The 21,247-nt window shown below is 34.0% G+C and carries 18 protein-coding genes; 14 read left to right on the top strand and 4 right to left on the bottom strand.

Features of this window, described 5'->3' with window-relative positions; all coding sequences use genetic code 11:
• Positions 1–70: 70 nt before the first annotated feature.
• From accC to REB14_RS04560, 12 genes are all read left to right on the top strand, one after another.
• On the top strand, positions 71–1,426 hold the full coding sequence (gene accC / locus REB14_RS04615; RefSeq protein ID WP_034692971.1) for an acetyl-CoA carboxylase biotin carboxylase subunit: 1,356 nt from the start codon (positions 71–73) through the stop codon (positions 1,424–1,426).
• Positions 1,427–1,752: 326 nt separating this feature from the next.
• A complete protein-coding gene (rocD, locus tag REB14_RS04610) occupies positions 1,753–3,000 on the top strand; it encodes an ornithine--oxo-acid transaminase (RefSeq protein WP_309521631.1) in 1,248 nt (415 codons plus the stop codon).
• Positions 3,001–3,801: a glycosyltransferase family 2 protein gene (locus REB14_RS04605; protein ID WP_309521630.1), complete on the top strand. Its 801-nt coding sequence runs from the start codon at positions 3,001–3,003 to the stop codon at positions 3,799–3,801.
• A gap of 1 nt (position 3,802) precedes the next feature.
• Positions 3,803–4,567, top strand: a complete 765-nt coding sequence (locus tag REB14_RS04600; RefSeq protein ID WP_309521629.1) for a polysaccharide deacetylase family protein — start codon at positions 3,803–3,805, stop codon at positions 4,565–4,567.
• A 53-nt stretch (positions 4,568–4,620) separates the two neighbouring features.
• Positions 4,621–5,367, top strand: coding sequence for a glycosyltransferase family 2 protein (locus REB14_RS04595; RefSeq protein WP_309521798.1), 747 nt, complete (start codon positions 4,621–4,623; stop codon positions 5,365–5,367).
• 4 nt (positions 5,368–5,371) lie between these two features.
• On the top strand, positions 5,372–6,358 hold the full coding sequence (locus REB14_RS04590; protein WP_034692960.1) for a WaaS/CpsH family glycosyltransferase: 987 nt from the start codon (positions 5,372–5,374) through the stop codon (positions 6,356–6,358).
• Between the two features lie 3 nt (positions 6,359–6,361).
• Complete coding sequence (locus REB14_RS04585; protein WP_309521628.1) at positions 6,362–7,549, top strand: glycosyltransferase; 1,188 nt, start codon at positions 6,362–6,364, stop codon at positions 7,547–7,549.
• A gap of 3 nt (positions 7,550–7,552) precedes the next feature.
• A complete protein-coding gene (locus REB14_RS04580; RefSeq protein WP_079243358.1) occupies positions 7,553–8,788 on the top strand; it encodes a glycosyltransferase in 1,236 nt (411 codons plus the stop codon).
• Positions 8,789–8,864: 76 nt separating this feature from the next.
• Positions 8,865–10,112, top strand: coding sequence for a glycosyltransferase family 4 protein (locus REB14_RS04575; RefSeq protein ID WP_309521627.1), 1,248 nt, complete (start codon positions 8,865–8,867; stop codon positions 10,110–10,112).
• Positions 10,112–11,251 (top strand): glycosyltransferase family 4 protein, encoded by a 1,140-nt coding sequence (locus tag REB14_RS04570; protein ID WP_309521626.1) that lies wholly within the window; start codon positions 10,112–10,114, stop codon positions 11,249–11,251. Before REB14_RS04575 ends, REB14_RS04570 begins: the two co-directional genes overlap by 1 nt.
• Entirely contained in the window at positions 11,230–12,132 is a 903-nt protein-coding gene (locus REB14_RS04565) for a glycosyltransferase family 2 protein (RefSeq protein ID WP_309521625.1), read from the top strand. Before REB14_RS04570 ends, REB14_RS04565 begins: the two co-directional genes overlap by 22 nt.
• Entirely contained in the window at positions 12,125–13,006 is an 882-nt protein-coding gene (locus REB14_RS04560; RefSeq protein WP_079243361.1) for a hypothetical protein, read from the top strand. The genes REB14_RS04565 and REB14_RS04560 overlap by 8 nt, the downstream gene beginning before the upstream one ends.
• A gap of 52 nt (positions 13,007–13,058) precedes the next feature.
• Here the strand turns inward: REB14_RS04560 and REB14_RS04555 are convergent, their stop codons facing one another.
• The 3 genes from REB14_RS04555 to REB14_RS04545 form a co-directional block, all read right to left on the bottom strand.
• Positions 13,059–14,024 (bottom strand): glycosyltransferase family protein, encoded by a 966-nt coding sequence (locus REB14_RS04555; protein ID WP_309521624.1) that lies wholly within the window; start codon positions 14,022–14,024, stop codon positions 13,059–13,061.
• A 304-nt stretch (positions 14,025–14,328) separates the two neighbouring features.
• Positions 14,329–15,717, bottom strand: a complete 1,389-nt coding sequence (locus tag REB14_RS04550; RefSeq protein ID WP_079243363.1) for an MAC/perforin domain-containing protein — start codon at positions 15,715–15,717, stop codon at positions 14,329–14,331.
• Positions 15,718–15,996: 279 nt separating this feature from the next.
• Positions 15,997–17,430 (bottom strand): MAC/perforin domain-containing protein, encoded by a 1,434-nt coding sequence (locus REB14_RS04545; protein WP_079243364.1) that lies wholly within the window; start codon positions 17,428–17,430, stop codon positions 15,997–15,999.
• A 438-nt stretch (positions 17,431–17,868) separates the two neighbouring features.
• Between REB14_RS04545 and gltX the strand changes: the two genes are divergently transcribed.
• Together gltX and REB14_RS04535 are read left to right on the top strand one after the other, a co-directional pair.
• Positions 17,869–19,377 (top strand): glutamate--tRNA ligase, encoded by a 1,509-nt coding sequence (gltX, locus tag REB14_RS04540; RefSeq protein ID WP_309521623.1) that lies wholly within the window; start codon positions 17,869–17,871, stop codon positions 19,375–19,377.
• Between the two features lie 49 nt (positions 19,378–19,426).
• Positions 19,427–20,383 (top strand): acetyl-CoA carboxylase carboxyltransferase subunit alpha, encoded by a 957-nt coding sequence (locus REB14_RS04535; protein ID WP_047435651.1) that lies wholly within the window; start codon positions 19,427–19,429, stop codon positions 20,381–20,383.
• Positions 20,384–20,445: 62 nt separating this feature from the next.
• Here REB14_RS04535 and REB14_RS04530 read toward each other — a convergent pair whose 3' ends face one another.
• The gene (locus REB14_RS04530; RefSeq protein WP_309521622.1) at positions 20,446–21,216 is read right to left on the bottom strand and encodes a DUF6759 domain-containing protein; all 771 of its coding nucleotides are present in this window, start codon (positions 21,214–21,216) and stop codon (positions 20,446–20,448) included.
• Positions 21,217–21,247: the final 31 nt, after the last annotated feature.

Here is a 21,247-nt window from a genome sequence, read left to right as displayed (position 1 = left end):
ATTTTAGATGAATCTTTTTTCATTTAAAATAATTTAAAATTCAAAATTTATAATTTAAAATTTCGGAGAGATGTTCAAAAAAATATTAATAGCCAATCGTGGCGAAATTGCAATGCGTATTTTACGTACTTGTAAAGAAATGGGGATCAAAACCGTTGCGGTATACTCTACTGCTGATAAAGACAGTCTTCACGTAAGATTTGCTGATGAAGCGGTATGTATTGGCCCTGCAATGAGTAAAGACTCATATCTTAAAATCCCTAACATTATTGCTGCTGCGGAAATTACCAATGCTGATGCAATTCACCCAGGTTACGGATTCTTATCTGAAAATGCTAACTTCTCAAGAATCTGCCAGAAGAACGGTATCAAATTCATTGGTGCTTCCCCTGAACAGATTGAAAAAATGGGAGACAAAGCAAATGCTAAGGCTACCATGAAAGCAGCAGGTGTACCATGTGTACCAGGTTCTGACGGATTGATCGAATCTTACGAACACGCTGTAAAAGTAGCTGAAGAAACAGGATACCCTGTAATGATCAAAGCTACTGCCGGTGGTGGTGGAAAAGGGATGAGAGCTGTTTGGAAAGCTGAAGACCTTAAAGATCACTGGGAATCAGCAATTCAGGAAGCTGTAGCGGCCTTTGGAAACGGAGGTATGTATATGGAAAAACTGATTGAAGAGCCTAGACACATCGAAATTCAGGTTGCGGGTGACCAATTCGGTAAAGCTTGCCACCTTTCTGAAAGAGACTGTTCTGTACAGAGAAGAAATCAGAAATTAACTGAAGAAACGCCTTCTCCTTTCATGACAGACGAACTTCGTGAGAAAATGGGCGATGCTGCTGTAAAAGCTGCTGAATTCATTGGATATGAAGGTGTAGGAACTATCGAATTCCTTGTAGACAAACACAGAAATTTCTATTTCATGGAAATGAATACAAGAATCCAGGTAGAACACCCTATTACTGAACAGGTAATTGATTATGACCTGATCAGAGAACAAATTCTTCTTGCTGCAGGAACTCCTATTTCAGGAATCAACTATTACCCTAAATTACATTCAATCGAGTGCAGAATCAACGCAGAAGACCCTTACGCTGACTTCAGACCGTCTCCGGGAAAAATCACAGGATTAAATATCCCTGGCGGACACGGAATCAGAGTAGATACTCACGTATATTCCGGATATACAATCCCTTCTAACTACGACTCAATGATTGCTAAGCTTATCACTACGGCTCAGACCCGTGAAGAAGCTATTGCAAAAATGAGACGTGCTCTTGAGGAATTTTATATTGAAGGAGTAAAAACAACCATTCCTTTCCACAGACAACTGATGGATAATGAAGATTATCTTTCAGGGAACTACACCACAAAATTCATGGAGGATTTTGTAATGGACAGAAAATATGATAATCACTAAGATTATTTTACAATAAAAATGAAACTGCCTCTTTTTGAGGCAGTTTTTATTTTTAGCCTGTAAACTTGAAATTTTCAATACAAAGCATCAATCAGTCGTTATCGTGGTTATTGCTGAAGTATAAATAAAAATTAATAAAGAGACAGAAAATAAAATTTCACACTTATAAAGATATAATACCTATAACAGTCTGTCAACAGGGAAAATATTTTCTAATCCTCCATTATTCCACCCTAAAATCTACTTCAATTATACCCTCAAACGTCACTTGATAATTGTTTATACATATCATTAATATTGCGTAAATTTGTTGAAAACCAAAATATATGTCAACAGCAGAACAAACAAAAAACTCGCAGTATTTTATTGACCTTGAAGACAAACATGGAGCACACAACTATCACCCGCTTCCAGTGGTTCTGGACCGCGGAGAAGGTGTTTTCGTTTGGGATGTGGAAGGTAAAAGGTACTATGATTTTCTTTCAGCATATTCTGCTGTGAACCAAGGGCATTCTCATCCTAAAATTGTAAGCGCTTTGGTAGAGCAGGCTCAAAAACTGGCTTTAACTTCAAGAGCATTCTACAACTCTAAATTAGGAGAATACGAACAGAAAATAACGACCCTTTTTGGATTTGATAAAGTTTTACCAATGAACTCCGGAGCTGAAGCTGTGGAAACTGCTGTAAAACTAGCCAGAAAGTGGAGTTATGAAGTAAAAGGAATTGCAGAAAACGCAGCGAAAATTATCGTGTGCGAAAACAACTTCCACGGAAGAACAACAACTATTGTTTCTTTCTCTAACGATCCGGATGCCAACCAAAACTACGGACCTTTTACCCCAGGATTTATTAAAATTCCTTATAACGATATTGCAGCCTTAGAAGAAGTTCTTAGCAGAGAAGCAGCAAATATTGCAGCATTCCTTGTAGAACCTATTCAGGGAGAAGCCGGAGTATATGTTCCGGATGAAAACTTCCTTAAAAATGCGTCTGAATTATGTAAAAAATACAATGTTCTTTTCATTGCTGATGAAGTTCAGACAGGTATTGCAAGAACAGGAAAACTGATTGCATGTCACCATGAAAATGTACAACCAGATATTTTGATCCTAGGAAAAGCGCTTTCCGGAGGAATGTATCCTGTATCCGCTGTGTTAGCAAATGATAACATCATGAATGTTATCAAACCGGGACAACACGGTTCTACATTTGGAGGAAACCCTATTGCATGCGCAGTAGCGGTAGCAGCATTGGATGTGGTAGCTGATGAAAAACTGTCTGAAAGAGCAGAAGAATTAGGAAAACTTTTCAGAGCTGAAATAGAGAAGCTTATTGAAAAAACAGATCTTATTACCAAAGTAAGAGGAAAAGGCCTTTTAAATGCTATCCTGATCAATGATACACCTGATAGTTCTACTGCATGGAACCTTTGCTTGCAATTGAAAGAAAACGGATTGCTGGGAAAACCTACGCATGGTAATATCATCAGGCTTGCACCGCCATTGGTAATTACTGAAGAGCAATTGTTGGATTGCGTGAAGATTATTGAGAAGACAATTCTTGAGTACAAATAAATGGCTCTTTCCCTTGCAATCATTACTTATAATGAAGAAGAGAACATCGTAAGACTTTTAGATTCATTAACAGATATTGTGGATGAAATTATTATTGTCGATAGCTTTTCTACAGATAAGACCAAAGAGATTTGCACTCAAAAATATCCTCAGGTAAAATTCTTTGAGAAAAAATTTAATGGGTATGGTGAACAAAAAAACCATGCCCTTCATTTATGTTCCCATGAATGGATTTTGTTTCTGGATGCTGATGAAGTTCCTGATCAAAATCTGAAAAAATCTATACAAAACATTGTTTCTTCAGAAAATACTGAATTCAATGTGTATAAAGCAAAATTCAACAATCATCTTGGGATTCACCTGATCCGATTTGGTGGTTGGGGAAATGTATGCCGTGAAAGGCTTTTCAGAAAAAAATATGCAAAGTATTCTGATGATAAAGTTCATGAATTTTTGATTACTGATCAGAAGGTGGGCCTTATGGAAGGAAAACTGGATCATTATACTTACAAAAGCATTCATCATCATGTTTCGAAAATCAATAAATATTCGGATATGATGGCTGAAAAGATGTTTGAGAGAGGAAAAAGAATCAACAGATTTAAAATCATTGTAAGCCCAATGTTTGAGTTTAGTAAGGTTTTTATTTTCAAACTTGGTTTTCTGGATGGATTTCCAGGATTTTATATTGCTAAAACAATGTCTTATTACACCTTCCTGAAATACATTAAACTGCATGAAAAAACACGACTGTACGAAAAAATACGGATGCAGGAAATTGAAAAAAATACAGTAAAATAGTATGATTCTGTATCTTATTCCTGTTTTAATAGCGATATTTATCGTTATATATTTCCGTCTCTATTTATTTGCATTTCCTTACAACAGACTGGTCATCCTTATGTACCACCAGGTTGAAAAGAAAAGCCATGAAGATCTTACAGTCAGTTTAAAAAATCTTGAACAGCAGTTTTCATATCTGAGCTCTAAAAAGTATACTTCATATTTTTTCTCAGAGCTTCCTCTTTCGGCAAAAAGAAACATTATCATCACCTTTGATGACGGATATAGAAACAACCTCGAATATCTCCCCTCTTTACTGGAAAAGTATAATCTGAAGGCGACAATTTTTATTCCAACAGAATTTATTGAAAAGGGATATAACAATTATTCAATGATGACCTTTGATGAAATCAGAAGTCTGGATAAAAAATATTTTGAGATTGCCCTTCATAGCCATGCCCATGAAAATTTAAGAAATGTATCTCTTGACTTTATAGAAAAAGATCTAAAAAAAAATATGGAGATTCTCGATGTCCAAAATATAGGGTATTCAAAGGTTTTGGCATATCCTTATGGAAAATATCCACAAAAAAAACATGATAAATTAGCATTTTTTTCTATTTTGAAAAAAATAGGAATTGATTTTGCAGTAAGAATTGGAAATAAAGTGAATTATCACCCTACCCAGCACCCATACGAACTGTGTAGAATTGATATAAAAGGCAAAGATTCGCTTATAAAATTCAAATTAAAACTTATCTTTGGCAGATTAAAACTATTTTAAAAAACAATTTTAGGGAAGTATTCACCTACTTCTCTGTCAAACAAATCGTTGTGATGAATATAAGTGGTTTAATCATAACATATAATGAAGAAAAAAATATACAGGATGTCCTAGAATCTTTTGATTTCTGTGATGAAATAATAGTAGTAGATTCTTTTAGTACGGATAACACTGTAGAAATTGCAAAGAAATTCTCCAATGTAAAGGTGATTCAAAATAAATTTGAAGACTTTACAAAGCAAAGAAATTTGGCTCTGGATACTGCAACCAACGACTGGGTTTTATTTTTGGATGGTGATGAGAGAATTACACCAGCCCTGAAGCAGGAAATTATTGATGAGCTTAATAAACCCGGGCAAAAGGATGCCTATTATTTTTACAGGAAATTCTTTTTTGCCCAGAAACCGATTCATTTTTCAGGAACACAGTCTGATAAAAATTTCAGACTATTCAGAAAATCGAAAGCCAGATATATGGCAGGAAAAAAGGTACATGAAACTCTGGAGGTTAACGGAACCATCGGAGTTTTAAAAAATAAATTACTCCATTACTCCGTTTCAGATTATGAATCTTACAGAAAAAAAATGATTCACTACGGAGTTTTAAAGGGGAAAGAATTGGCTGCTAAAGGGAAAAAGTACAGTGTTGGGGTTCAATATCTTAAAACTGCTTTTAAATTCTTTAAGGCCTATATAATGAGACTTGGTATTTTAGACGGAAAAGAAGGCTATCAGTTATCTTTTCTGCAATCTTTAAGCGTCTATGAAACCTATGAATCATTAAAAAAAGAGCAAAATTAGTTGAATGAAGATTTGTATCATTAGTTATGATTTTTGGGATTATGATAAGTATATTGTTGAAACATTATGCCAACGTGGTATTGATGCTCACCATATAAAAATCAGTACCGTTACTCATTCCAACTTCAACGAAAGAGCTGTAAATGCATTAAGCAAAACTTTTTTAAACAAAAATCTTAAGACTGAAAAAAGACAGAAGTATGTTCTGGATTCTTTGGAGAAATTAGGGCATCAGGATCAGATACTGGTGATGAATCCGGATACATTTGATCTTTCTACCCTTAAAAAAATTCGAAAATCTACAGACCGTCTGGTGACCTATCTGTATGATAATCTTGAAAGAGTTCCTGTAGAAGACAAACTGTATCTTTTTGACAAAGTCTTTTCCTTTGACTATATTGATGTTAAAAAGCACGGTTTTGAAAAATTAACCAATTACATTTACCTTCCCCACTGTGCCAAAGAAAACCAGCAGCCCGAAATGGATCTTTTTTACATCACATCTTATGATAACAGAAGGGTTTCACTCATAAAATTGCTGGCTAAAAAGCTGATTGAGCAAGGATTGAAATTCCAGATTATGATTATTGGAAAAAAATCCTGGAAACATCAGCTCACCAACATTTTCATGACGGTACCTAAGAATCTTTTCCTGATTTTCAGTATCAAGAAGATTCCGCATAATGATCTTCCAAAATATTATAAAAACTCAAAAGTTTTACTGGATCTGATGCGTGAAGGGCAATATGGACTTAGCTTCAGAGTTTTTGAAGCCATGTCTCTGGAAAAGAAAATCATAACTGATAATGAAGCCATTAAAACCTATGATTTTTACAACCCCAATAATATTTTGATTTTAAACAAAAATATTAGTAATCTTGACAAATCTTTTTTTGAAAAACCTTACGAGAAAATTCCGGAAGAAATCTACTACAGGTACACTTTGGATAGTTGGGTAAATAAAGTTTTTGAACTCGATACTAAAAACTGACAAATGGGAATCTTAAAAAAAATAAAAAAACACTTCGAAAGAAAAGAAAAACTCAAAAACCTTCAGTCTAAGGATATTGTCAACATTAATCTGTATGACGCTTCAAAAAAGACAATCCTGTTTGCATCAAGAGATTTCCCTGCCCATGATAAAGAATCCGGGGCTAACAGACTGAAAGAACTTATATTTATTTACAAAGAATTAGGATACAACTGCATTTTATTTGCTCCCCATATGTTTGAAGACGATTCTTATGTGAAGTTTTATCACCAGCACAATGTTATCGTTTATATAGAGAACAATAAATACAGGAATATTTATGATTTCCTTTCTTCTTTTAAAAAGATAGATTACGTTTGGTTCAACGGCCCTCTGGCGCTAAATCTTTTTTATAAGAAAATGAAAACCATTTTACCTTCCGCCAAATTCATTTATGATATGGTGGATATTCATTTTTTAAGATTTAAAAGAGCCATCGAACTGGAACCTACCCGTATTTCTTTAAAGAAAAATTATAAACATTTTTTCCGCTTGGAAACTGTTGTTGCTCCACAACTGGATTATATTATTGCCATCTCTGATAAAGAGAAAGAAATTATGAGCCAGTATGCAAATAAAAATAAGATCATTACAGTATCTAATATTCATTATCCTAAAATTGATATTTCTGAGCGAAAAAGCTTCAGTGAAAGTAAGGGAATTACCTTCATTGGCTCTATTCACGAGCCGAATATTGATGCGGTAAAGTTTTTATATGAAAAAATAATGCCTATTGTCTGGAAAACCAATCCTGAGCTGGAAGTAAGCATCATCGGGAATGTGGCAGAAAAACTTGATGTTAAACTATTTCCTAAGTTTAAATTTTTAGGATTTGTGGAAAGCATTGAAGAGCACTTTATGAATTCGAAAATTATGGTGGCTCCTCTGAGATTTGGTGCCGGCGTGAAAGGGAAAATTGGGCAGGCTTTTGAATATTTTTTCCCTGTAGTTACTACGGATATTGGTGCAGAAGGTATGAAACTTACCGATCAAAAGCATGTATTGATTGCCAATGATGAAAACAGCTTTGCAGAAGCAATTATCCAGCTGAATAATAATGAAGAGCTTTGGAATACATTAAGCAGAAATTCTGTGGACAGTCTGAGAGCATTTTCACCTGAAGAAGTAAAAGAAAAACTTAAAACATTATAATCCATGTCATTAAGTGTAAATTACCACGGTTTTTTTGATGGAAATTTTGGAATTTCCGAAGCAACCAGATTAAATGCTTTAGCATTAGAAGCAATAGGTATCAAAGTAAACCGGATTAATTATTCCAGTGAAACTTTTGAAAGAATTGATTCAGGCTCCGAGTCATCATCTTCCATTAATGTTTTCCATATTAACATCAATTTTATCAACAATTTCTTTTCTAAGAATCAGGATCTGAATCTTAAGGATCATTATAATATTATTTACTGGGCCTGGGAATTTCCTGAAGTTTCCGAGAAGGTTGTTGAGATATTAAATGTATTTGATGAGCTATGGGTACCAAGTGATTTCTGTGTGAATATCTTTACAAAGTATACAGGAATTCCTGTGATCAGATTTTCACATCCGATTCAAAAAATGGAAGAGTCTAAGGATTTTGAGCTAAGCCAATATCATATTTCTCCGGATTCAAAGATCTATCTAACGATTTTCGATTCTCTGAGTACCACCATCAGAAAAAATCCGGAAGCTACGCTGGAAGCTTTCACAACAGTTTTCAAAGAAGATAAAAGCAGTGTTCTTATCGTGAAAACACATAATCTTGAAAGAAGCAAAGATGCTCAGAAAGCGCTGGAAGCTTACCAAAATATTCCGAACGTCATCATCATTAACGAGCATTTTTCAAAGGAGAAACTACATTCCCTGATCCAACAGTCTGAGGTTCTGATTTCTCTTCATGGTTCTGAAGGTTTCGGTCTCACGATGGCAGAAGCCATGGCCTATGGAAAAATTGTTGTAGGAACGGGTTATTCCGGAAATCTGGATTTCATGAATGTAAATAACAGCTTCCTGATTCAGTATGATTTCATCAAAACATCCAATACAAAAGGGCTGATTGATGAAGGTTTAACACTTGCCAAGCCTAGCCTGAAAGATGCTGTTGAAAAACTCCAGTATATCAAAAACAATTTTGACAGCCTGGCTTCGATGAGAGAAAAGGCAAAATCACAAATTGCTGAGAATTTTTCTATTCAATCTATCGGAGAGCTATTCAGAATAAGATTGAATTTCATAGATGGTTTTGGTAAAAAAGAAAGTACCGGAGGCAGTGATGTCAATAATGTTTTCTATTTAAGCGAAATCGAAAGATTAAATTCCCGAGTCCATTATCTTGAGCGAACTCTTTATAATAAAATCAGAAAGAAAGTAAATGCTTTCTTCAAAAAAGGCAGAAAATAATTTTATTGGTTAATGTTCTGGTTCGTCAGCTTATGGGCGAATCGTTATATTTACAAATGAGCTTATCATATTTCAGATGAAAGACAAAATTGCAATAGTAGTCCAAAGATATGGGCTGGAGATCAACGGAGGTGCAGAACTTCACGCAAGATTATTAGCTGAAAAATTGTCTGCTCTCTATGATATTGAAATTATTACAACCTGTGCTATAGAATTCGAACGTTGGGATAACCACTATCCGGAAGGCATTGAAATCATCCATGATATTAAAGTAAGAAGATTTAAAACGTTAAAAAAGGATTTAAAAAGATTTAATGAGCTAAGTAAAACAGCTCGTAGCTTATATAAATATTATAATAGAAAGCTAAGTTTTTTAAACTTCCCTTATTTGCTTTATAAGAGATTTAAATACAACAAAAAAGACTTTAATTTCAATGAATGGTTAGAAGTACAGGGACCATTCTCCCAGGATTTAATTCAGTTTATAAAAGAGAAAAAAGAAGATTATAAGGCTTTTATTTTCTTTACCTATTTATACCACCCTACCAATATAGGAATCAGAGAAGTTGCTGATAAAAGTATTCTTATTCCAACGGCTCACGATGAGCCTCAGTTTTATCTTGATGGCTATTCTCAATTGTTTTCTCTTCCAAAATTCATCATGTACAATACACAGATTGAAAAAGATTTTGTAGAGAGCGTTTATCCTCAGGCACAAAAGCTAAAATCAGAAATTGCAGGAATTGGTTTTGATGATTATGATGCAGCATCGGGTGAACTGCCTAAGGATCTTTATCAGACCAAATACTTTATTTATATTGGAAGAATTGTTGAAGACAAAGGCTGTGTCATGATGATTGAATATTTTAAAGATTTCAAAGAAAAACATCCTGAATATCGAGATGTAAAGTTAGTTTTGGCAGGCAAAAATTCTCTTGAGGAAAAAATAACTCAGGGAGATGATATTATCCTGACCGGATTTGTAGACCACGACCTCAAAAATGCATTACTGGAGAATGCCAGCGCACTTATAATGCCCTCATTCTATGAAAGCCTTTCACTGATTACCTTAGAGGCCATGTTATTGAAAATCCCTATCATTGTAAATAAAAACTGTGAGGTTTTGTATTCTCATATTGACAAGAGTAAAACCGGGAAAAGCTTTACAGACAGTGCAGAGTTTTCTCAGGCATTAACGTTTTATATGCAACAACCACAGAATGAGCTTGTTTCTGAAGGCATCAAAGCAAGAGATTATGTTTTAAAAAACTATTCATGGGATACCATCATCAACAAATTTAATTCCGCCATTACATCTTTATAATGACCAAAAAAATTCTATTTTTTTTTCCTGAAAATCCATTTTCAAACAGAGCAGGAAATACCACGAGAGCAAAAACGACCCTTACTGTTTTAAAGAAAATGGGATATCACATTGATCTGGTAGGAGCCGCTGAGATTTATAAGAGCCAAAACGATACTACAGATATTGATCAAAATATTGTTGATAATCTGTTTTTAATCAAACACAGACCATTAAAAGTAAAAACATCTTCCGCATATTGGAAGTACAAAATATCAAAATTTTATAAAAAGCCTAATGAGTATAACCACTTATTGACAGATTTTGCCAAGAAAGAATTTTCTGACATCTTCAATAAGGAAAAATATGATGCCATCATCATCAATTATGAATTCTGGGCAGGATTAGTTGACCATGAATCTATGAAAAACACTTTAAAGATCATAGATACCCATGATTGGATTACCCTCAATGAATTCTACAAAAACAAATCATTAGATATTGGAAAACGTTTCAATGAGGAAATCAATAATCTTTCAAAGTTCGATAAAGTTATCACCATATCAGAAGATGAAAACCTTGTTTTTAAAAGATTTTTAGGTGAAAAAGTAATCAACATACCTCCTTCTTTCCCCTCTCATTTTGAAAAAAGTAATGATGGTAAAAAGTATGATTTAATATTCGTGGGATCTGAAAATATTTTCAATATACAATCCATACAGTGGTTTTTTGATCATGTATATCCATTGCTTCCTCCAAATATCAACATTGTAATTATCGGAAGAATTTGCAAACATATTAAAGAAAGAGAAGGCGTCACATTAATAGAGTTTGTAGAAAGTCTGGAGGAATATTACCACCAGTCAAAAATTGCAATTTGTCCAATGCTGGAGGGAACAGGCATCAAAATCAAAGTCATTGAAGCCTTATCTTACGGACTTCCTATTGTAGGAACAGAAAGAGCGATTGACGGCTTCCCGTCAAAGACAACAAATGGTTGCCTGGTAAGTGATCATCCTGAAATTTTTAAAGATCAGATCATGTCTTTACTGCAAGATCAATCTTATTATCAGGATATAAAAATACAGGCTGAGGAATATTTTAAAAATAATTTTTCTGAAGAAAAAGCAATTGAAAAATGGAAAAAGATTTTACACTAATGGATGACCTGGCCATTATCATACTGAATTACAATTCTTTTGAGGATACCCAGCGAGAGGTTAATTCATTATTAAGCGAAGGTATTTCACAACAATCTATTTATATCGTAGATAATAATTCAAAAGACAGAAAGGAAATAGAGCAACTGGGCTCACAAAAGCAAATCAATTATATTTTAAGTGATTATAACGGTGGCTATGCTTTCGGTAATAATTTAGCAATTAAAAAAGCGATTGAAGATGGTAAGAATTATTTTTTATTATTAAATCCGGATATTGAAATATCCAGCAGCACAATCAGTCAGCTATATAACGATTTAAAAGAATTTCCAGGTATTGGAATCATTGGCCCAAGAATCTGCTACAGAAACATTCGTGACAGAATATTCTCAGACGGTGGGCTGTTATTCCCGGAAGAAGGCTTTCAGGGAGGACACACCAATTCTGAACAGGATAAAAACCATGTGAATGCTCCTCATTATAACTACAATATAAAATATGTAGATGGAAGTGCCCTGATGTTCCGAAAAGAAATATTGGATGATGTAGGATTAATGAACACCAGCTTTTTCATGTATTATGAAGAGTCTGAATGGTGTCTTCGTCTTCTTAAAAACACCCAATGGAAAATTGCGGTTAATACACAATGTGAAGCTTTCAATCTTGCCAGCGATAAAGGCAGTTTTTATGAGTATTATATCACCAGAAACCGGATCTGGATGTGCAGACTGTATGACGGGAATTTAAAATATGTGACCAAAGAACGATGGAAGTTCGCAAGGAAAGCACTTAAAAAAAGAAAATTTTCCATGGCGAAAGCTTACATAAAAGGTATATTAGACGGTCTTTATTCCAATTTAGATAAAATAAAAAATGAGTAAAAAAAATATTATTAAAGTAGGATATCTTCTATCATATGACTACTGTTACATCTTTACATCTCTCAAGCATATTTATGAGCATGCAGACTGTATCGTAATAAGCTATGATGCCAATAATAAAACCTGGGCTGGCAATGATATTCATATTCCTGAAAGTGTTTTCAGTGATATCAAAAAATTGGATACTCAGAATAAAATCATCTTTTACAAAGACACTTTTTTCATTGAAGGGATGCAGCCAATGGAGCTGGAGACCAGACAAAGGAACATGATGGCGGAGAAAATGGGCTCTGGCGGATGGCATATCCAGATGGATGGAGATGAATATGCTTATGACTTTGGAGTATTAGCAAAGTTTTTGAAAGGGAATAAATTTTTATTAAAGAATCCGGCTAAAAATCCTTTTAATTTTCAGGTAAATTTTGTGACATTATTCAAACATAATACTGAAGGTTTTTTTGTGATTACTCCTTTTGATGAAAAGTGTATGCTTATTACAAACAACCCTCACTATGAATATGCAAGAAATACAAATAAAGGCAGAATCCTGCCACTGGATTTTTATTTAATACATCAGTCATGGGCACGGGAAGAAAATGAAATTTCAGAAAAAATCAATAACTGGGGGCATAAAAATGATTTTGACACCTCAGCATTTTTAAATTCCTGGAAAACGGTGAATGCTGACAATTATAAGACATTTATAGACTTCCATCCTTTATATAAGGGCATTTGGAAAGAGCTTTCCTTTTTCCCTGCAAAAAACATTGATGAATTTATTCTTTCCTTTTCAAAGAAATATCCTCAGCAAAAACTCAATCTGAACTTATCTTTCACAAAAAAAATAAAGATGAGAATTAGAAGTCTTTTTTAATTCTTTCAGACCAAAATATAAGGCTAATGTTGTTACATTAGCCTTTACTATTTTATTTGATAAAAACATTTTCAAATTTCTCCATAACTGCCCTTGGATTGAAAAGCTCTGAGTAACAATCCCAGTTTTTACCTGCATCCGGTTGAAAGTTCTTCAGGATTTGCATGATATCCTGTTTATCTTTGTATACAATAGCTCTATCTCCCAGAATCTCAAGATGTGATTTCTCATCAGATCCGGACCATGTTATAATAGGTTTATTTTTAATAGAAAACTCACCTACAGCCATTCCGAAACTCTCTCCTTGCGTGCGGGCATGCAAAAATGCATCAGAAGTATTAATAAATTTCACTTTTCTTTCGACATCAGTTGTTGGTGGAAGAAAAATAATATTCTTGTAAGACCTGAAAAAATTTCTCTTTACAAATTCATCAGTTCCCATAAAAACAAAGTATATATTTTTATTTTTCAGAGCTGTTTTCTTGACAGCTTCCATTACAAAACCAATATCAAAAGTTTCAGTTCCTCCATATCTTGCAAATACCACTGCATCTTTCGGAATATTCAACTCAGCACGAAGATCGCCATTTACCTCAGGAAGATCTACAATGTGGGGAACAAAAGGAAGCTTTCCACCACTCATCGTTTTGGCCAGCCATTCAGAAACATAGGCATAAACATCTCCATAGGGTTCGTTGTATTTAAAAACCGCATGAATAGCCGTTTTAATAAGATCATGAGGAGTATCTGTTTCTCTTTCACCGGATTTTATTGCATAGAAAAGATCTGCATTTGCCTTTTTAATGATTTCATCTCTTTCCTTGATATCGCTATATCCAACAACGTTAAACTTTTTTTTAAAACGTTCAATAGCTTCTTCAGCATTATTCGGACTATTTTTAGGATAAAGAATCATCGACTCGTTACCAAGCATTTCCTCATTATAATAAGCATAATCAAAAAGAGCATTAGAAGTCCCTCTATAACATAATTGATTTTCGTGGAAAATAATTTTCATTTGTTAGTAAGTTAAATTATTTAGTTTCAAACCTTCTCCATGGAAGTAATAAAATTTGTAATACTATTCCTCTAGTTTCTGAAACAGATTTTATCTGATAAAGAACAATGCTTTTTCATTGATCAACTAAATTTATAAGTTACAAAAATACATTTTTAATAAACGACTACTGGCAATATTCTTTCACTGTTCCTTTAATCAACGAAAATATTTTGCAAATATTCATTTTTTGTTCTCGTTATAAAAAAAAAACCGTCTCAAAATTGAGACGGTTTCTTTGTTGTAAAATATTAATATTATTTAGTTAGTATGCATAAAATTCAACAGATTCCTTAATGTAACCCGGAGGCGTTACGCTGGATCTTGAATAATAATGATCTTTACCATTCCAATATTGATATATAGGAACTGTATTAGGCTGCTGAGTAGCAAAAGCATTGAACTCGATTCCTTCAGATACATATCCCGAATAATATCCCGGAGTTTTTGTGTAGTAATGATCTTTACCGTTCCAGTATCTGTAGATAGGAACTGTGTTGGGAGCTTTATATAAGAATGCATTAAACTCTGTTCCTTCAAAAGAATATCCATTGTAGCTTCCTGCAATTTTTGTATAGTAATGATCTACTCCGTTATAATATCTGTAAATTGGAATTGTTTTAAATTCAAGATAGACTTTATTATCAATCAGATATTGGTCTACATAAGCTTTTAGCTGAGCTTTTTTAACAGGATCTTTTACAAAGTCATAAATAATGATCAATCCGTTGCTTCCAAAGTCTACCAAAACAGAATTGCTTACATTGGAGCTATTCTGCCAATTGGAAATATTAACTTTAGGGTTAGTCTGATCCAGGTTTAAATCTCCTACTAAACCTTTTGAAGGATCCCCACCTCTTGTTTTGTAAGTCAATTTCTTAGAATAGTTCATGTGGTATTCAGAAGTATTCACATCATTATCCACATTCACATTAAAAATATTCAACATTCCTGCCTTTACCCCAATTCTGGCTGCCTTATCACGAGTCTGGCTCGTTGTTTCAGACTGGAATAAAATATCAAGTTTTGCTCCTGTATAAATATCAGTCATTACGTGAGTTCCATAATCCTGAACAATCTGCTGTGGGGTTTTTGTCTGTAAATCCTGAGCAAATTCAGGAGTAACATAATCACCCAACATATCTGTAGTAGCGTTGAATCTTACTCTTTTCTGCTTGATCGTCAGATTATAACTTCCGTAAAGATATTTTGCATCAAACTTATTGTTACTCGTTACAGCTGAGCCAAAACCTACAGAGAGTATTTTTTTAAATAATGGAAAATTAACTGTTGCGTCCACTTTGGTTGAAACCATTTTAGAATACGCCTCAGCATTTTCACCATAATCTTCAGCATATTCCTGAGAGTATGTGTTTTCGCTGACTAGTCTGTTGGTCTGTTCCAATTTAAAACGGTCAATATCGATCACTTTAAAACCTGCTGCCGTTGCATTAGCATATTCACCGGCAACATTATAACCATGTCCTAAGACATCATAAATTCCGTCACCTGCAAATTTGGCTGCAGACATTCTGTTATTAGCCTTTGCTGCCGGACTTTCAGGCGTTACCTCTGAGTTAAGATCTTCAGAAGAACATGAACTCATAAAAAGCATCAGTAAACTACTGAAGCAAAATACAATTTGTTTTTTCATAGATTATTAAAAAGTTTCTGCAAATGTAATATTCATCACCCAGTGAGAAAACAATTCCAGAATGATATATATCATTAATCAGTGAATTTAACAACCAGTTAAAACTCTATTAATAAATAGTTTCAACATCACATAATAGAGAAATAATAAAAATAAATAATTACTATTATTATTTTCACATCAAACTCAGATTCTATTTAATGATAAATAAAAAGCGGAGCCAGAATTACTGACTCCACCCATAATGTATAACCAAATTGATTTATATAAATCCAAAAATTAATTAGCTGGAATATAGAAAGCAATACCTTCTCTGATACTCCAATAGTTCACAGGACCTAAATTAGGTGACACTGAAAGATAATGGTCTGACCCGTTTTTAGCTTTATAGCTGTATACAGGAATTCTTCCAGCTCCCGGAGTTTTATAAGCATAGAATGCTACCCCCATATAAACATTCCAATAAGAAGATGGTTGTAACGTACTTGCCTGTGTAAAGTAATGATCTGCTCCTGAAGTACTTTTATAGCAGTAAATAGGAACTGTATCTGGTGCTTTGTACTGAAAAACTTTAAATGTTGGTCCTTCATTAGTCCAGTAAGAAGATGGCTGAAGGTTTGTATTGAAAGTGAAATAATGATTACTGTCCGCCTGATTTTGGTAGCCATATAACATTGTGGTATTATACTCCAATGAAATCTGATTATCAATCAAATACTGATCTACATACGCCTTAAGCTGAGCTTTTTTGACCACATCTTTTACCAGATTATAAATAGGAACCAGCCCATTATTTCCAAATTCTACCAATACAGAATTACTAGCTGTAGAACTGCTTTGCCAGTTTGCAATATTAATTTTTGGTGTATTCTGATCCAGATTCAATTCTCCAACCAAACCTTTTGAAGGATCTCCTCCTCTTGTTCTGTAGGATAATTTCTTAGAGTAATTCATAGATGATTCCGAAGTATTCACATCATTGGTTACATCTACATCAAAGATAGATTTCACCCCCACTTTTACTCCAATTCTGGCAGCGCGGTCACGGCTTTCGTTAGTTGTTTCAGACTGGAACATGATATCCATTTTAGCTCCGGTATAAATATCAACCATAACGTGGGTTCCATAATCCTCTACAATCTGCTGAGGAGTTTTCGTTTGCAGATCCTGGGTAAATTCCGGAGTTACATAATCTGCTAACATATCCGTGGTAGCATTGAATCTTAGTCTTTTTTGCTTAATGATAAGATTGTAACTGCCATAAATGTATTTGGCATCAAATTTATGGTTGGTTGTCACTGCAGAATTAAATCCTACTGATATTGTTTTTTTAAATAATGGAATTCCTGCGGTAACATCTACTTTTGTAGAAACCATTTTAGAATAGGTTTCTGCATTTTCTCCATATTCTTCAATGTACTGTTGTGTATTTGTATTTTCAGAGAGTAATCTTGCTGCCTGTTCATTTTTAAATCGTTCAATATCAATTACTTTAAAACCTGCAGAATTAGCGTTGGCATATTCACCAGCAGCATTAAAACCGTGTCCTAAAACATCATAAATACCGTCTCCTGCAAATTTCGCTGCTGACAAACGATTAGTTTTTGCTGGGCTATCAGCCGTAGATTCATTATTATTCAGATCTTCTGAAGAACATGATCCCATGAAAAGCAACAGTGCTGCACTGAAGCTAAATAAAATTTGTTTTTTCATAGTATTATCTTAAAATTTTCAACAAATATAAACTTCAATACTATGTGAAATATAAAACAACAGCTGACATATATCATTTATTAGTGAAATTAATAGTTATTTAAAACGCTTTTAACAAAGGTATACACTCTCACTAATTAGTGATTTAACAAGTAAAATAAATTACACAAACAAACTTGATTAGACTATAAATAGAATACTGAAATCAATTTAATAATTTCCCTTTATGAACCCAATTTCCACAACAAGAATATTCACAGATTAATATTCTTTGATTAAAAATATTATTTGAAAATATAATACGAGGGAGTTGAAAGCGGTATTTGAAGAAAATTTAAAGAAATAAATAAAAAAGTCAGGATCAAAAAATCAATACACGGTCAGAAATCATCTCTTAAACGCATAATTTTAAGTAAATTTGCAAAAATTAAAATTGAAATGGAGAAAGTAAGAGTACGTTTTGCTCCAAGTCCTACAGGACCATTACATTTGGGAGGCGTAAGAACCGCATTATATGATTATCTTTTTGCTAAAAATCAAGGGGGAGAATTTGTATTGAGAATTGAAGATACAGATACAGCCAGATATGTAGAGGGAGCTGAAGAATATATTGAAGAAGCTTTAGAATGGTGCGGAATCATTCCTGATGAAAGTCCTAAAAAAGGAGGAAAATTTGCTCCTTACAGACAGTCTGAAAGAAGAGACATCTACGACAGATATACAGAACAGATCTTAAAGACAGATTATGCTTACATTGCTTTTGATACTGCAGAAGAACTGGATGCCATGCGTGCAGAATATGAAGCAAAAGGAGATGTTTTCTCTTATGATAATAAAACAAGAAATCGTTTAAGAAACAGCCTTGCCCTTTCTGAAGAAGAAGTCCAAAAATTATTGGATGAAAAAACGCCTTATGTCGTAAGATTTAAAATGCCTGTTGACAGAGTATTAAACCTTGAAGACATTATTCGTGGAAAATTCTCAGTCAATACCAATACTTTAGATGATAAAGTTCTGGTAAAGAATGACGGAATGCCGACTTACCATTTTGCCAATATTATTGATGACCATGAAATGGAAATCTCTCACGTCATCCGTGGTGAAGAATGGCTTCCATCTTTGGGACTTCATACCTTATTATATGAAGCAATGCAGTGGAAAGCACCACAGTTTGCACACCTTTCTTTAATTTTAAAACCAGAAGGAAAAGGAAAATTAAGCAAAAGAGACGGTGATAAATTCGGATTTCCCGTATTTCCTCTTGACTTCAAAGATCCTGCTACAGGTGTAGTTTCTAAAGGATACAGAGAAAACGGATATCTTCCTGATGCTTTCATCAATATGGTAGCATTATTAGGTTGGTCTCCTGCAGATGATAAAGAAATACTTTCTTTGGATGAAATGATCAAGGAATTCGATCTTCATAAAGTACATAAAGCAGGGGCAAGATTCAGCAAAGAAAAATCCGAGTGGTTCAACCATCAGTATATTCAGATGAAGTCTGATGAAGAACTTCTTCAGATCCTTAAGAATACAGATCTTGATCTTTCCGGTACTTCTGATGAAAAACTGTTGAAAGTAATTCATCTGATGAAAGAAAGAGCCACTTTCCCGAAAGACATCTATGAGAGTGGAAAATTCTTCTTTGAAGCTCCAACTTCTTACGATGAAAAAGCATCGAAAAAGGCATGGAATGAAGAAACATCAGCAATTTTAGGAGAATTGGCTGCTGCATTTGAAGCTAAAGACTTTATGGCTGAAACATTAAAGCAAACCATGCATGATTTTGCTGAAAACAAAGGAATAGGAATGGGTAAAGTAATGATGCCGTTACGATTATCTTTGGTAGGAGAGCTGAAAGGACCAGACGTACCGGACATTCTGGAAACCCTTGGTAAAGAGGAAAGTATCTCCAGAATAAACAATGCTATAAATAATTTTAAATAGAATAACCATAATTTTTCATACATTTGAAAGATTTAATTTACTTCAAGAAATGGAATATTTAAGTTTCGAACTTCCTATCAAAGAATTGATGGACCAATATCAGACGTGTTCTTTAGTAGGAGAAGAAAGTGGTGTTGATGTAAAATTAGCATGCAGCCAGATTGAGGATAAGATTTTAGAAAAGAAAAAAGAAATCTATTCAAATCTTACACCTTGGCAAAGAGTACAACTGTCCCGCCACCCAGATCGTCCCTATACATTGGACTACATCAACGGAATGGCAGACAAAGGCAGTTTCTTAGAACTTCATGGAGACAGAAATTTCGCTGATGATCCGGCAATGATTGGAGGATTGATTACCCTTGATGGTCAGAAAGTAATGATCATAGGGACTCAAAAAGGAAGAACGACTAAAGAAAGACAGCACAGAAGATTTGGAATGCCAAATCCGGAAGGATACAGAAAAGCTTTAAGATTAATGAAGCTTGCTGAAAAGTTTAATATCCCTGTGGTAACTTTAGTAGACACACCGGGAGCTTATCCTGGATTGGAAGCTGAAGAGAGAGGACAAGGAGAAGCTATTGCAAGAAATATTTTTGAAATGGTTCAGCTGAAAACTCCAATCTTCACTTACATCATCGGAGAAGGTGCCAGTGGTGGAGCATTAGGTATAGGTGTTGGAAATAAAGTATATATGTTGGAAAACACTTGGTATACAGTAATTGCACCGGAAAGCTGCTCTTCTATCTTATGGAGAAACTGGGATCATAAAGAAGATGCAGCCAACGCATTAAATCTTACACCAGCAGATGCTTTAAGAGAAAAGTTCATTGACGGAATCATTGAGGAACCACTTGGAGGTGCTCATTATGATCAGGAAACCACATATTTGAACTTGAAAAATTCAATTTTACAAAATATCAAGGCTTTTTCCAAATTTACAGGACAGGAGCTTGAAACCCAAAGACAGGACAAATTCATTGCAATGGGTCAGTTTAAAGGATAAAAAAATAAAAAGGTTAAGAATTTCTTCTTAACCTTTTTTCTTTAGTTTTCTTCTTTCTTATTCTATTCCGCAACATTCAGGGCAATTTCAATATCCTGAGTAATTTTCTTTACAGATGAATATTTTGCATCACAAACTGATGTGGTCATTATATATTCTCCTTTATCAACCAGGATAAAATTCTCTCCTTTTGCTGGAACCGTTAGATTATAATATTTTTTCCCGCTGATCTTAACAATAAGATTACAGGCTGATCTGTTCTTGATATTGATATAAGCTTCACTTTTGTTGATATCATTATTAAAAAGATGAGTAAGCATTGCTGCTCTCCTTTTCCCTTCCTCACTTGGTTCAGCTTTAGATGTTCCTGCCGTTTTTGCTGTACCTGCAGATCCTACCGATGCAAAAGTAGTTCTTCTTTCTTCTTTTAGAGCTTCAATAGCAGCCGCAGTATTATTAGACACAGCCTTACCATTTACTGTGTTTGTTTTATTTGCAGCAAGTGTTTTACCGCTATTCAGTTCATTATTTTTAACGATATTTTCAATTTTATCTTTACTAATTGGTCTAATTGTAGGCTTTGCTTCCGGAGAATTATCTGCCATAATAATATCAATCAGCTTTCTTTTGAAATAGTCAGTTTTAGCATGACCAGGGTTCTGTTTCAAAAATCCGGCAATTATTCTTGCCTCTTTTGAAATCTCAGCTTCCTGTTCAGTATAGATAATTACAGTTTCTTTTTCAACAACAGCTTTAGATTTTGTTTTTTTCTTTTTTTGAGAAAAACCTAGAGCAAAAATGCATATAAATAGAAGGAAGAAGATTTTTTTCATTAATCAAACCTTTAAAATAATATTAAATATA

Source organism: Chryseobacterium metallicongregator, assembly GCF_031324065.1.
Taxonomy (GTDB): Bacteria; Bacteroidota; Bacteroidia; order Flavobacteriales; family Weeksellaceae; genus Chryseobacterium; species Chryseobacterium metallicongregator.
Note: the sequence above shows the minus strand (reverse complement) of the source record. Positions and strands in the feature narration are given on the sequence as shown.

Bases quoted from the DNA above. Each gene is read 5' to 3' on its own strand.
- accC (WP_034692971.1), top strand. From the start codon at position 71: ATGTTCAAAAAAATATTAATAGCCAATCGTGGCGAAATTGCAATGCGT.
- rocD (WP_309521631.1), top strand. From the start codon at position 1,753: ATGTCAACAGCAGAACAAACAAAAAACTCGCAGTATTTTATTGACCTT.
- REB14_RS04605 (WP_309521630.1), top strand. From the start codon at position 3,001: ATGGCTCTTTCCCTTGCAATCATTACTTATAATGAAGAAGAGAACATC.
- REB14_RS04600 (WP_309521629.1), top strand. From the start codon at position 3,803: ATGATTCTGTATCTTATTCCTGTTTTAATAGCGATATTTATCGTTATA.
- REB14_RS04595 (WP_309521798.1), top strand. From the start codon at position 4,621: ATGAATATAAGTGGTTTAATCATAACATATAATGAAGAAAAAAATATA.
- REB14_RS04590 (WP_034692960.1), top strand. From the start codon at position 5,372: ATGAAGATTTGTATCATTAGTTATGATTTTTGGGATTATGATAAGTAT.
- REB14_RS04585 (WP_309521628.1), top strand. From the start codon at position 6,362: ATGGGAATCTTAAAAAAAATAAAAAAACACTTCGAAAGAAAAGAAAAA.
- REB14_RS04580 (WP_079243358.1), top strand. From the start codon at position 7,553: ATGTCATTAAGTGTAAATTACCACGGTTTTTTTGATGGAAATTTTGGA.
- REB14_RS04575 (WP_309521627.1), top strand. From the start codon at position 8,865: ATGAAAGACAAAATTGCAATAGTAGTCCAAAGATATGGGCTGGAGATC.
- REB14_RS04570 (WP_309521626.1), top strand. From the start codon at position 10,112: ATGACCAAAAAAATTCTATTTTTTTTTCCTGAAAATCCATTTTCAAAC.
- REB14_RS04565 (WP_309521625.1), top strand. From the start codon at position 11,230: ATGGAAAAAGATTTTACACTAATGGATGACCTGGCCATTATCATACTG.
- REB14_RS04560 (WP_079243361.1), top strand. From the start codon at position 12,125: ATGAGTAAAAAAAATATTATTAAAGTAGGATATCTTCTATCATATGAC.
- REB14_RS04555 (WP_309521624.1), bottom strand. From the start codon at position 14,024: ATGAAAATTATTTTCCACGAAAATCAATTATGTTATAGAGGGACTTCT.
- REB14_RS04550 (WP_079243363.1), bottom strand. From the start codon at position 15,717: ATGAAAAAACAAATTGTATTTTGCTTCAGTAGTTTACTGATGCTTTTT.
- REB14_RS04545 (WP_079243364.1), bottom strand. From the start codon at position 17,430: ATGAAAAAACAAATTTTATTTAGCTTCAGTGCAGCACTGTTGCTTTTC.
- gltX (WP_309521623.1), top strand. From the start codon at position 17,869: ATGGAGAAAGTAAGAGTACGTTTTGCTCCAAGTCCTACAGGACCATTA.
- REB14_RS04535 (WP_047435651.1), top strand. From the start codon at position 19,427: ATGGAATATTTAAGTTTCGAACTTCCTATCAAAGAATTGATGGACCAA.
- REB14_RS04530 (WP_309521622.1), bottom strand. From the start codon at position 21,216: ATGAAAAAAATCTTCTTCCTTCTATTTATATGCATTTTTGCTCTAGGT.